This is a genomic window from Anoxybacillus sp. TBDG-1 (assembly GCF_054815885.1).
This window is the reverse complement of the sequence record NZ_JBTZSY010000005.1, coordinates 46,378-58,946: the sequence shown is the minus strand read 5'-3', so window position 1 is coordinate 58,946 and position 12,569 is coordinate 46,378. Positions and strand designations below refer to the sequence as shown.

Annotated in this window: 13 protein-coding genes; all 13 read left to right on the top strand. The window is 42.9% G+C overall.

Annotation, left to right across the window (positions count from 1 at the left end; translation table 11 throughout):
- Positions 1-126 precede the first annotated feature (126 nt).
- Complete coding sequence (gene trpE / locus ACYQY7_RS02950; protein WP_461200653.1) at positions 127-1,632, top strand: anthranilate synthase component I; 1,506 nt, start codon at positions 127-129, stop codon at positions 1,630-1,632.
- Entirely contained in the window at positions 1,625-2,635 is a 1,011-nt protein-coding gene (trpD, locus tag ACYQY7_RS02945) for an anthranilate phosphoribosyltransferase (RefSeq protein ID WP_461200652.1), read from the top strand. The genes trpE and trpD overlap by 8 nt, the downstream gene beginning before the upstream one ends.
- Entirely contained in the window at positions 2,628-3,383 is a 756-nt protein-coding gene (trpC, locus tag ACYQY7_RS02940) for an indole-3-glycerol phosphate synthase TrpC (protein WP_461200651.1), read from the top strand. Before trpD ends, trpC begins: the two co-directional genes overlap by 8 nt.
- Before the next feature lie 2 nt (positions 3,384-3,385).
- Positions 3,386-4,021, top strand: a complete 636-nt coding sequence (locus ACYQY7_RS02935; protein WP_461200650.1) for a phosphoribosylanthranilate isomerase — start codon at positions 3,386-3,388, stop codon at positions 4,019-4,021.
- Positions 4,015-5,211 (top strand): tryptophan synthase subunit beta, encoded by a 1,197-nt coding sequence (gene trpB / locus ACYQY7_RS02930; protein WP_461200649.1) that lies wholly within the window; start codon positions 4,015-4,017, stop codon positions 5,209-5,211. The genes ACYQY7_RS02935 and trpB overlap by 7 nt, the downstream gene beginning before the upstream one ends.
- Positions 5,208-6,047: a tryptophan synthase subunit alpha gene (gene trpA, locus ACYQY7_RS02925; protein ID WP_461200648.1), complete on the top strand. Its 840-nt coding sequence runs from the start codon at positions 5,208-5,210 to the stop codon at positions 6,045-6,047. Before trpB ends, trpA begins: the two co-directional genes overlap by 4 nt.
- Complete coding sequence (gene hisC, locus ACYQY7_RS02920; RefSeq protein ID WP_461200647.1) at positions 5,989-7,104, top strand: histidinol-phosphate transaminase; 1,116 nt, start codon at positions 5,989-5,991, stop codon at positions 7,102-7,104. The genes trpA and hisC overlap by 59 nt, the downstream gene beginning before the upstream one ends.
- On the top strand, positions 7,086-8,189 hold the full coding sequence (locus ACYQY7_RS02915; protein WP_461200646.1) for a prephenate dehydrogenase: 1,104 nt from the start codon (positions 7,086-7,088) through the stop codon (positions 8,187-8,189). The genes hisC and ACYQY7_RS02915 overlap by 19 nt, the downstream gene beginning before the upstream one ends.
- Positions 8,190-8,203: 14 nt before the next feature.
- Positions 8,204-9,490, top strand: coding sequence for a 3-phosphoshikimate 1-carboxyvinyltransferase (gene aroA / locus ACYQY7_RS02910; RefSeq protein WP_461200645.1), 1,287 nt, complete (start codon positions 8,204-8,206; stop codon positions 9,488-9,490).
- Positions 9,491-9,580: 90 nt separating this feature from the next.
- Complete coding sequence (locus tag ACYQY7_RS02905; RefSeq protein WP_461200644.1) at positions 9,581-10,834, top strand: tetratricopeptide repeat protein; 1,254 nt, start codon at positions 9,581-9,583, stop codon at positions 10,832-10,834.
- 31 nt (positions 10,835-10,865) lie between these two features.
- Complete coding sequence (locus tag ACYQY7_RS02900; RefSeq protein ID WP_183243108.1) at positions 10,866-11,390, top strand: ReoY family proteolytic degradation factor; 525 nt, start codon at positions 10,866-10,868, stop codon at positions 11,388-11,390.
- Positions 11,391-11,494: 104 nt separating this feature from the next.
- Positions 11,495-11,929, top strand: a complete 435-nt coding sequence (locus tag ACYQY7_RS02895) for a YpiF family protein (RefSeq protein ID WP_461200643.1) — start codon at positions 11,495-11,497, stop codon at positions 11,927-11,929.
- Between the two features lie 129 nt (positions 11,930-12,058).
- Positions 12,059-12,568, top strand: coding sequence for a Rieske 2Fe-2S domain-containing protein (locus tag ACYQY7_RS02890; RefSeq protein ID WP_461200642.1), 510 nt, complete (start codon positions 12,059-12,061; stop codon positions 12,566-12,568).
- Position 12,569 lies beyond the last annotated feature (1 nt).

The window sequence follows — 12,569 nt, the reverse complement described above, 5'->3', positions numbered from 1 at the left end:
GAGAATGAGTGAGAGCGGAGCAGAGGATCATTAGGATACGTACGCCTAAAGACCGCTCGTCTTTAGGCTTTTTTACTTGCCTCTTTGTTTCCCCTCATGTTCATTCTCCAAGAAAGGAGAACGATCATGAATATAGCTACATTTTTACAGACAGCTTCTCAGTTTCGAACGATTCCGATTGTGCGCCGTTTTTTCGCCGATACGTTTCAACCTATTCAGCTATTTGTGGCGTTACGTGATGAGGCGGCGTTTTTGCTTGAGAGCAAAGACGACATGTCCCCTTGGTCGCGCTATTCGTTTATCGGCATTCGCCCGTTTATGTCGATTGAAAGCGATGATGGTAAGCAATTTTTTGTGAAAGAAAAGCAACAAGTGCTCGCGTGTACAGCGACAATCCAAGAAGCGTTTGTGACGATGCAGCAGCACTTAAACGTTCAACTGTTATCATTGGACGTTCCGTTTCGTGGAGGAGCTGTCGGTTATATAAGCTACGATTTTATTTCTTCCATTGAGAGAGTCCCATATCATGCGTATAACGATTTGCAAATGAAAATCGTCCATTTTGTCGTTTGCGAATCACTTTTTGCCTTTGATCATATAAAAAAAGAGTTATTACTCATTCATTATGTTCGTTTAACGGAAACAGATGATGAAGAAAAACAAGTAGAAAAATATGAGGCAGCTTGCCGAAGAATCGATGAGCTAGCACGTCAAATGGTTCAAGGCTACGATGAACAGGCACATATGATGTTCGACCGAAATATATGTGTTTCATTTGACCGGGTTCGTTCGAATATGGATCGCGAAACGTTTTATGAAGCCGTTGAAAACATTCAATCGTACATTGCAAGCGGAGATGTGTTTCAAACGGTGTTGTCGCAACGATTTGAGATTGAAACGTCCATTGATGGACTTGAGCTATATCGTTTATTACGTTTATTAAATCCGTCACCATACTTATTTTATTTAAAAATTGGTGAGGAACACATCGTCGGTAGCTCCCCAGAAAAGCTCATTCGAGTACGAAACAGGGAGCTTGAAATTGACCCGATCGCAGGGACGCGTCGTCGTGGTAAAAATGAACAAGAAGATGTTGCGCTCATGAACGAGTTGCTTCATGACCCGAAAGAGCGAGCGGAACATTATATGCTTGTCGATTTAGCACGAAACGACATCGGTCGTGTTGCTATGTATGGGACGGTGTGTACGCCACAATTTATGCAAATCGGAAAGTTTTCACACGTCATGCATTTAATTTCAAAAGTAACAGGAACGCTCCGTGATGACGTTCATCCGCTTGATGCGCTGATCGCAGCTTTTCCTGCGGGAACGGTGAGCGGAGCACCGAAAATTCGGGCGATGCAAATTATTCAAGAGCTAGAGCCGACAGCGCGCAACGTGTATGCAGGTGCAGTTGCCTATATTGGTTTTGACGGGAATATTGACTCGTGCATAGCGATTCGCACAGCTGTATTAAAAAATAACGTAGCATACGTACAAGCAGGGGCGGGAATCGTTGCGGATTCGTTGCCTGCATTGGAATGGAAAGAAACACGAAATAAAGCGAGCGCTTTAATTCATGCGATTCAGCTTGCAGAGCACGTATTTAAAAGGGGGGAACGATGTGTTTGAAAGGTTTTTGCATAAATGTGCTGCGCGACAAACGTTGACGGAACAAGAAGCGTATGAAGCGATGCATGCGATGATGAGTGGGGAGGTCGATGAAAAACAAGTAGCGGCTTTTTTAGCTTTATTACGGTTTCGCGGTGAAACGGTGGATGAGCTTGTTGGCTTTATTCGGGCCATGCGTGAACGCATGCGAACGGTTTCTTTCGGCGAACCGGTGATCGATACGTGTGGAACAGGGGGAGATGGAAAAGGGACATTTAACATTTCGACAGCCGTCGCTTTGCTTGTGGCTTCGCTCGATGTTGCTGTCGCAAAGCATGGCAATCGTGCGGTGTCGTCGACAAGTGGGAGCGCGAACGTCATTGAGCATTTCCTGATCCCGATGCCGAAAACAGAAGAAGAAGCAAAACAAGCGTTACGTACACATCGGCTCGTTTTTTTATTCGCTCCATTTTATCATGAGGCAATGAAGCATGTTGCCCCTGTTCGCCAAAGTTTAAAAATGCGAACGGTATTCAATTTGCTCGGTCCGCTCGTCAATCCAGCTCAACCGAAACGCCAAGTGATTGGCGTACATGATAAAAAAGATGCGCGTAAAATGGCTGAAGCGTTGCGACGAATCGGAACGGAACATACTGTGTTTGTCACAAGCGATGACGGTTTAGATGAATGCAGCATTAGTGCGGCAACGCAATTGATCGAACTCAAACACGACCATATCATTGAGCGCATCATTACACCAGAAGAGGCAGGGCTACAGCGTGGCTGTTTGTCTCACATATGCGTTCATAGCGTAAACGAAAGTGCGCAACTCATTGAACGTGTGTTTGCTAATCGTGCAAATAAAAGTGCAACAAATATCGTTTTACTAAACGCAGGTGTTGCTTTATATGTTGCCGGTGTCGCATCGGATATTGAAGAAGGAGTTAATATGGCGAGGAGGGCTATTGAAACCGGTCGTGCTTATGCATATTTACAGCGATTGCGAGGTGCAATGTATGCTTGAGTCAATTTTGCAAACAAAGAGAGAAGAAGTTTCATCGTTACAATTACCAGAGACATATGAACAACTTCCGCGCCGTTCGTTTTACGATGCTTTAGCGAAGCCACGTCGCGTTTTAGGATTGATTGCAGAAGTGAAAAAAGCGTCACCATCGAAAGGAATCATTCGCCAACATATGAATGTCGTTGATATTGCCCGCGCATACGAGCAAGCGGGTGCCGATGTCGTGTCTGTTTTAACAGATGAAAAATATTTTGCTGGTCACCGCTCATACGTCACACAGGTGAAAAAACATATTGAAATACCCGTTTTACGTAAAGATTTCATTATCGATCGCAAGCAGCTTGTTGAAAGTGTCCGTATTGGTGCAGATGCGATTTTGCTCATTGGCGAGGCGCTCGATCCAAGTGTTTTACATGAATTATATGAAGAAGCGCACGAAATGGGATTGCAATGTTTAGTAGAAGTGCATACCCAAAAAACCGTAGAAGCGATTTTGAAACGGTTCACACCGAAAGTGATCGGCATTAATAATCGCGATTTAACAACGTTTCACACATCGCTTCATGTGACAAAACAAATTATTCCGCTTTTGCCTCAGTGCATGATTGTTAGTGAAAGTGGCATTCACACATTCGATGACGTGCAAATCGTGCAACAAGCAGGTGCACATGCGATGCTCGTCGGCGAAGCGCTCATGCGCAAGCCAGCTGTCGATGTAGCCATTTATGAATTGTTTGGGGAGCGTTAAATATGACCGTTTTAAAATATTGTGGGAATCGTTCATTGCAAGATGTGCAACTTATTGCCAAAAGCAAAGCGGACTATATCGGATTCGTTTTTGCAGAAAGTAAGCGAAAAGTCGAACCGAAAGATGTGAAACGATGGTTATCTGTCGTTCAACTTGGTGCAAAACAAATCGTTGGCGTCTTTGTCCATCCAACGCTTTGCTCTGTCGCTTCTGTTCTTGAACACGTTCCTTTATCGATTATTCAATGTCACGGCATGGAGACGATTCAGACGGTCAAGCAATTAAAAGAATCGTTCCATATCCCCGTTTGGAAAGCGATTCACCATTCCCCTGGAGCGTGGACATATATGCGCGCATGGAAAGGCATTGCAGATGGTTTTGTTATTGATAGCGGACGAAAAGGAGCGTGGGGTGGAACAGGCATCTCATTTGATTGGTGTAATGTTCCTCAATACATGGAAGAAGCATATAAACAAGGTGTTCCTTGTTTCATCGCTGGAGGTATTACGCCAGACAACGTTGAGCAGCTGTTAGCATATGAACCATTCGGGATCGATATCAGTAGTGGAATTGAAGAAAATGATAGAAAAAGTGAACAAAAAATAAAAACAATTGAACAGAAGGTGAAATCATGTTGACGTTACCAAATGAACGTGGTCGCTTTGGCATGTTTGGTGGAAAATTCGTTCCAGAAACATTAATGCGTCCATTAGCTGATATAGAGCGCCAATTGCATGAAGCATTGGCTGATCCTTCGTTTCATGCCGAATATATGCGCCATTTGTATGAATATTCGGGACGACCGACCGCTTTAACATTTGCAAAAAACTTGACAGAACGATTAGGCGGGGCGAAAATGTACTTTAAACGTGAAGACTTAAACCATACCGGTGCTCATAAAATTAACAACGCCATTGGGCAAGCGTTGTTAGCGAAACGAATGGGGAAACGAAAAATTATCGCTGAAACAGGTGCAGGTCAACACGGAGTAGCTGCGGCGACCGTTGCCGCTCGCTTTGGTATGGAATGTAAAGTGTTTATGGGTGAAGAAGATGTGAAGCGACAAGCGTTAAACGTATTTCGTATGAAATTGCTTGGTGCGCACGTCATTCCAGTAGCAAGCGGCAATCGTACACTAAAAGATGCGACAAACGAAGCGATTCGTTATTGGGTGGAGCATTGTGATGATCATTTTTATATGATTGGCTCTGTCGTTGGACCGCATCCGTATCCGATGATGGTGCGTGAATTTCAACGTATTATTGGTGAAGAAGCGCGCGAACAAATGTTAAAAGTAGAAGGAAAACTTCCAGACATGATCATTGCTTGTGTTGGTGGTGGAAGTAACGCGATCGGCATGTTTCATCCATTTTTAGACGATAATGTCGAATGTATAGGTGTTGAGGCAGCTGGAAAAGGTGTGCATACGACAGAACATGCTGCAACAATAACAAAAGGGACAAAAGGTGTCATTCACGGCTCTCTCACATACGTATTGCAAGATGAACACGGTCAAATTACAGAACCGTATTCGATTTCAGCCGGTTTAGATTATCCAGGTGTCGGACCAGAACATGCATATTTAGCACATATCGGTCGTGTTCGCTATGAAAGTGTCACAGATGAAGAAGCGATTGCAGCACTTCAAATGGCTGCAGAAACAGAAGGAATCATTCCAGCGATCGAATCGGCGCACGCGCTTGCTAAAGCGTTTCAAATCGCCCCCCTTCGTCCAAAAAATGAAACGATTCTCGTTTGTTTATCAGGAAGAGGAGATAAAGATGTGCAAACGGTAATGAACTATTTAGAAGGGGATGAGCGGAAATGAAACATTTTATTCCATTTATCGTGGCGGGCGATCCTTGTGAAGAGGTGACAATTGATTTAGCTATATGTCTTGAGCAGACAGGGGCAACGATATTAGAGCTCGGTGTACCATACTCGGATCCGCTTGCAGATGGACCGATCATTCAACGTGCAGCGAGTCGGGCGCTGAATAATGGAATGACGTTAACAAAAGCGCTTGAGCTCATTGGACGGATGCGAAAAAAAGGTGTAAAAATTCCGATTATTGTCTTTACGTATTACAATCCTGTGTTACAATTAGGAGAAGAACGCTTTTTTGCTTTAGCGCAACAAAATGGTGCGAGCGGTGTACTCATTCCAGATTTACCGTTTGAAGAAAGCGAGTATATGAGAACATTAGGTGACACATATGGAATTCCGTATATTTCGCTTGTCGCTCCAACGTCTCATGAACGCATCGCAATGATTGCATCGCAAGCTCAATCGTTTTTATATTGCGTGTCATCGTTAGGTGTAACGGGCATTCGGGATTCGTTGCCAGCGGAATTGCACGAATTTTTGAAACAAGTGAAATTATATAGCCGTGTCCCTGTTGTCGTTGGATTCGGTATTTCAACAGCTGAACAAGTAAATCGACTACAACACGTATGTGATGGCATTGTCATCGGTAGTGCCATTGTGCAAAAAATTGAACAGCTACAAGATGAATTAAACGATGTGCATACACGCCCAAACGCGCTCATCGCTTTTTCTCAATATGTCGTTTCACTTATTGAACCATTGAAAAGGGTGGGGAAAAATGAAAGTCAAGCAACAACTGAATCAACTAAAACCGTATCAACCGGGCAAACCGATTGAAGAAGTAAAACGAGAATATCAGTTAGAGACAGTCATTAAGTTAGCATCAAATGAAAATCCGTACGGTTGTTCACCGCTTGTTCAACAAGCGATTATGAAAGAACTTGATTATTTAGCGTTGTATCCCGACGGATATAGCCGAGCGTTGCGCGAGGCGCTTGCAGCGCACGTTGGCGTCAATGAAAAGCAGCTCATTTTCGGAAATGGTTCGGATGAAGTTGTTCAAATCGTTTGTCGCGCTTTTTTACAAAAAGGGACGAATACAGTAATGGCTACGCCGACGTTTCCACAATATCGCCATAATGCGATCATTGAAGGTGCGGAAGTGCGCGAGATTCCGCTTCAAGACGGACACCATCATTTAGAAGCGATGCTTGAAGCAATCGATGATGATACGCGCGTCGTTTGGATTTGTAGTCCAAACAACCCGACAGGGACGTATGTGAATAACGCTTCTTTGCGCGCTTTTTTAGACAAAGTACCAAAACACGTGCTCGTCGTTGTTGATGAAGCGTATTATGAATATGTGCAAGCGAAAGATTATCCGAATACTGTTTCTTTGCTTCAGCAATATGAGAATATGATGATTTTACGCACGTTTTCAAAAGCATATGGATTAGCGTCGCTCCGCATCGGATATGGTATCGCCCACGAGCATATTTTACAAGCAATCGAGCCAGCGCGTGAACCATTTAATACATCTCGGCTAGCGCAAGCGGCAGCATTCGCCGCATTAAACGATCAAACATTTATTGAACAATGTGCACAAAAAAATAAACAAGGGCTAAGTCAATTCTACACATTTTGTGATGAACATAGCCTGCATTATTATAAGTCGGAAGGGAATTTTATTTTAATTGATTTCGGCTTTAGCGGTGACGAAGTGTTTACGTATTTGCTTCAACGCGGCATCATTGTTCGTTCAGGATGCGCTCTCGGTTTTCCGACCGCTGTGCGCATTACAGTCGGATCATCGGAACAAAACGAAACGATTATTCAGGTTTTAACAAACATGTTGAAAGAAAGAAGGGGGCAGTTTTGCGAGGAAACATTTTAATTGCCGGTCTTGGTTTAATTGGCGGTTCGATTGCGCTTGCCATAAAGCGAGCGCATCCGAACGCGACAATGATCGGATATGACGTATCAAGTGAATCACTACGTTTAGCTCGTTCGCTTGGCGTCATTGATGAAGCGGTACCGTCGTTTGCCCACGGGGCATGTGAAGCGGATGTCATCGTGCTTGCTGCCCCTGTCGTTCAAACGGAGCAATTGCTTCGAGACTTAGTTCATCTCTCGTTACGACCAAACGTCATTGTAACAGATGTCGGAAGCACGAAAGAGCGCATCGTCAAACAAGCGTTGCCGTTATTAGAAAAAGGAGCAACGTTTATCGGTGGACATCCGATGGCCGGCTCGCATAAAAGCGGAGTGGCAGCTGCGCGTGCGCATTTGTTTGAAAATGCTTTTTACATTTTAACACCAACGGAACATGTGAAAGAAGAAGATGTCATACGACTAAAACATTGGCTTGAAGGAACGAAAGCTCATTTTGTTACATTAACACCGAAAGAGCATGACCGCATTGCTGGCGTCATTAGCCATTTTCCGCACATCATTGCAGCAAGCCTTGTTCATCAAGCTCAGCAGTACGAGCGAGAAGATGAACTTGTGAGCCGATTAGCCGCAGGTGGATTTCGTGATATTACGCGCATTGCTTCAAGCAACCCGGAAATGTGGCGTGATATTTTCATACATAACAAAGAGGAGTTGCTACAGCTGTTTGATCGTTGGATTGAGGAAATGAAAAAAATCCGCACATACGTTGCTGACGGTGATAGCGAACGCATTTATCAATATTTTCATGAAGCGAAACGGTTTCGTGATGGATTGCCTGTTCGAACGAAAGGAGCGATTCCTTCTTTCTATGATTTATATGTTGATGTGCCAGACTATCCAGGGGTTATTTCTGAAATTACGGGTTATTTGGCAAAAGAGCGCATTAGTATTACAAACATCCGCATTATTGAAACGCGCGAAGATATTTACGGCGTGCTTCGTTTAAGCTTTCAAACAGAAGATGACCGCCAACGAGCAAAACATTGTATTGAAGCAAATACAAACTATGAAACGCACGTTGTATAAAAGAGGGTGGAATTGTGGAATTAAAAACAAATGTACATGCATTGCGAGGAGAGATTGCTGTCCCGGGGGATAAATCCATTTCTCACCGCGCCATTATGTTTGGTGCGCTTGCGAAAGGAACAACGCGGGTGACAAATTTTTTAACAGGTGAAGATTGTTTAAGTACAATCGATTGTTTTCGAAAAATGGGTGTAGCAATTGCGCAACAAGGAAATGAAGTGATTGTAGAAGGAAAAGGGATTGACGGTTTAAAAGAGCCCACACATATATTAAATGTCGGCAACTCAGGAACGACGACACGTTTATTGTTAGGCATTTTAGCGGCTTGTCCGTTTCACGCTTGTTTAATCGGGGACGATTCAATTGCGAAACGACCAATGGATCGCGTCACAAATCCATTGAAACAAATGGGCGCACACATTGACGGACGAGAACAAGGACGCTATACACCGTTAGCCATTCGTGGTGGTCAACTGCAGCCGATAACGTATCATTCCCCCGTTGCGAGCGCACAAGTAAAGTCAGCTATTTTGCTTGCAGGTTTACATGCAGAAGGAACGACTACAGTTACTGAACCACATCGTTCGCGCGATCATACCGAGCGTATGTTAAGAGCATTTGGAGCGGACGTCCATGTTGACGGATTAAGCGTCTCCGTCACAGGAAGACAAACGCTTCAAGCGATTGATATAGAAGTGCCAGGCGATATTTCTTCCGCTGCTTTCTTTTTAGTGGCTGGTGCAATTGTCCCAAATAGCGAAATTACGTTAAAGCATGTCGGAATGAACCCGACGCGAACAGGGATTATTGACGTATTAAAAGACATGGGGGCAAATATTTCGATTGAAAATGTTCGTCATGAAGAAAGTGAACCTGTAGCCGACATTATCGTTCGTACTTCAATGTTGAAAGCAACGCATATTGGAGGGGATATAATCCCGCGATTAATTGATGAAATCCCAATCATTGCGCTTTTAGCAACGCAAGCGGAAGGAACGACTGTCATTACAGATGCAAGCGAGTTAAAAGTAAAAGAAACAGATCGTATTGCTACGGTCGTATCTGAGTTACGAAAGCTTGGTGCTCACATCGAAGCGACAGAAGATGGGATGGTTATTCATGGGAAAACATCCCTGCATGCGAACGATGTCATTGTTGATAGCTATGGTGATCATCGCATCGGCATGATGTTAGCCATCGCATCGTGCATCACAAAAGGAAATGTCACTCTCCAACGTCCCGAAGCGATTGCGGTGTCATATCCAGCGTTTTTTGAGCATTTGCACGCCTTGCAAAGCTGATTCTATAAATGGATCAGCTTCTTTTTTTGCATGGTTATTTGTTCGGTGGTATGATAAAGCGTGATGATATGAATGATGAGGGTGAGATTGATGAAGACATTAGATCAAATCGTTCAACTCGTTGAACAAGGTGATGTTGAACGCGCATTAGCACTTGCCGAACAATTGAAGCAAAACGGAAATGATGAAGAGCGATATATGTTAGCTGACCAATTATTTTCGTGGGGATTGTTAGAAGAGGCGGAATCGCTCGTTCGTATGTTGCTTACACGTTATCCAGACGAACGTGAACTACAACTCTTTTTAGCAGAAATATATACAGAAATGGATAAAGAAGAAGAAGCGCTCGAATTGTTGATGGATATAGAAGAAGATGACCTATATTATGTGCGCGCATGCTTGTTAATGGCAGATCTTTATCAAATGCAAGGATTAGATGAAGTAAGTGAACAAAAACTATTAAAAGCATATGAGAAAATGCCGGACGAACCACTCGTTCAATTTGCGTTAGCCGAGTTATACTTTACGACCGGTCAATATCAAAAAAGTTTGCTATATTATGAACAAGTCATTAACAAAACAAAAACGCTTGCAGGCACTGTCATTGCCCAGCGCATAGCGGAAGCATATAGCTTGCTTGGTGAATTTGAACGATCGTTATCTTATTATGAAGAAGCATTAAACGAACGTTTCGATGTGCATACGTTATTTCAATACGGATTTACTGCATATCAAGCAGAAGCATATAAAACAGCTATTGCGAAATTCAGTGAGTTAAAAGTGCTCGATCGCGAGTATGTGCCTCTTTATTTATTTTTAGCAAAATCGTATGAACAAGAAGGAGATATACAACAAAGTTACGAAATAGCAAAAGAAGGATTAACAATAGATGAATGGAATAAAGAACTGCTTGTGTATACTGGAAAAATTGCATTAAAGCTCGGCAAGCGAGAGAAAGCGAAGATGTACATTGAAAAAGCGCTCGATATTGATCCGGGTTATTTAGAAGCATTGTTTATACAGACAAGTTTGCTTTTCCATGAGGAGCGGTATGAAGACGTTGTACGTGTTATTCAACAAGCAATCGATCAAGGCGAATACGATCCACAGTTTGAATGGGAGCTTGCGAAGGCGAAGCAAAAGCTTGAAATGTATGATCAGGCATTAAATCATTATGAAGAGGCATATACTTTTTTTAAAGATGATCCAAACTTTTTATATGATTTTGGTTACTTTTTATTTGAGGAGGGAAGAAGAAAAAGAGCGAAAGATATATTTGAACAACTATTGCGTATTGATCCGACAAACGAAGAGATTGCCCAGATGATGTTGCAATTTGAATGAAGATGTCATTCGGATGCAAGGGGGGAAGGGAATGGTTTCCGTTCGGGAGAAGAAAGAGTTTGTTCGCTGGTTTTTAAACAATTATCAATTAAAACGGCGTGAATGTGTATGGATTTTAAACTATTTACTTAGTCATGATGCGCTCATGGAAAAAGTGCACTTTGTGGAACATGCGGAATATTGTCCGCGTGGCATGATGATGTCGACGCATTGTGTAGACGATGTACCATTTCGATTTTATAAGCAAAGTGTCATTACGACAGATGCGGAAAAATCGTTTCATGACATTCGTTTAAACCGCGATGAAGATATTTTCATTCAACTAAACTTTCGCGGCGCTTTCCATTCACCACAATATGTGGCGGTGCTTGAAGAAAATCCGTACATGCCAAAACGGGTGAATAAACAAGATGAACAACTTGTAGAAACAATCGTTCATCAATCGATTCAACATTTTCAACGGCAAAAAATTATGCGGTTAATTGACGAGGCGCTTGATCAGCAAGATGAACAAAAATTTCGCGAGCTGACCGAACAGTTAAAAGCGTTGCGTTAACCTCGTGGTTCGCAACGCTTTTAACTGTGTATATATTTGTCACAAAATGTTCAAAAAAATACATATGCATTTCGTGTAAGATGGAAACATAAGGAGTGGTTTGAATGAAATGGACAGCAAAAGATGTAAGTATGTACGATCAAGCAAAAGAGTATGTTGACACAGCGCTCATTCCGTGCATACCGATTGGGTGCACAAATATGAAAGCGTTTGCTGAAATGAGCGAGCATACGTTGTTTATTGCGAATGAAGTGGAAAGACAGTTTAAAGGGAGAGTGATGTTATTTCCGCCGCTCACATATTTCGTGCAAGAACAAACACAAGCGCGTGTGCACGAATGGACGAACATGCTTAAAAAGGCGGGTTTTCAACATATATGTTTTGTGACTTCGCATGCGGATATTGCGGATGAATCGTTTGTTTATGTGCCAGCCCTTCCGCTTGAACATGTCGATGAAGCGTATAAACAAAAAGTTGTTCGTCAACAAGTGGATCAAGTGATGGATGCATTAGTTGCAAAATGGACGTTAAAAAATTAGATAGCGTTTACACTATCATTATATTGACCTTGGTGGAAACATGATATATCATTAGGTTGTCCTAGTTTTATATATGTGTTATAACAATTCGTCCGGATGGACTTAACTTCGTATAGAGGGGGGAAAACGATGAGCGAGAAAAAGCATCGCGTGTCAAGACGGCAGTTTTTAAACTACACGTTAACAGGTGTAGGCGGGTTTATGGCAGCTGGCATTTTATCACCGATGGTACGCTTTGCCTTAGATCCGATCTTAAAAGAAGAAGCTGGGCAAGATATGGTTGCGGTTGCCCAAGTGAAAGACATTACGACAGAACCACAGCGCTTCGACTTCAAAGTAAAAGTAAAAGACGCGTGGTACGAGTCAGAAGAGCCAAGATCGGCTTGGGTATTTAAAGATGAAAAAGGAGATATCATTGCGCTTTCACCAGTCTGTACCCATCTTGGCTGTACGGTAAACTGGAACGGTGAAAAAAGCAATCCAAACCGTTTCTTCTGTCCTTGCCATTACGGTTTGTATGAAAAGGATGGTACGAACGTACCGAATACACCACCGACTGCTCCGTTACACCGTTATGAGTATGAAGTGAAAGATGGCACGTTGTACTTAGGTAAAGCGAAACCACGAGGGGAGGCGTAAT

Coding starts and splice junctions, on each gene's coding strand:
- trpB (WP_461200649.1), top strand. CDS start 4,015: ATGTTGACGTTACCAAATGAACGTGGTCGCTTTGGCATGTTTGGTGGA.
- ACYQY7_RS02935 (WP_461200650.1), top strand. CDS start 3,386: ATGACCGTTTTAAAATATTGTGGGAATCGTTCATTGCAAGATGTGCAA.
- ACYQY7_RS02900 (WP_183243108.1), top strand. CDS start 10,866: ATGGTTTCCGTTCGGGAGAAGAAAGAGTTTGTTCGCTGGTTTTTAAAC.
- trpC (WP_461200651.1), top strand. CDS start 2,628: ATGCTTGAGTCAATTTTGCAAACAAAGAGAGAAGAAGTTTCATCGTTA.
- trpA (WP_461200648.1), top strand. CDS start 5,208: ATGAAACATTTTATTCCATTTATCGTGGCGGGCGATCCTTGTGAAGAG.
- trpE (WP_461200653.1), top strand. CDS start 127: ATGAATATAGCTACATTTTTACAGACAGCTTCTCAGTTTCGAACGATT.
- ACYQY7_RS02905 (WP_461200644.1), top strand. CDS start 9,581: ATGAAGACATTAGATCAAATCGTTCAACTCGTTGAACAAGGTGATGTT.
- hisC (WP_461200647.1), top strand. CDS start 5,989: ATGAAAGTCAAGCAACAACTGAATCAACTAAAACCGTATCAACCGGGC.
- ACYQY7_RS02890 (WP_461200642.1), top strand. CDS start 12,059: ATGAGCGAGAAAAAGCATCGCGTGTCAAGACGGCAGTTTTTAAACTAC.
- ACYQY7_RS02895 (WP_461200643.1), top strand. CDS start 11,495: ATGAAATGGACAGCAAAAGATGTAAGTATGTACGATCAAGCAAAAGAG.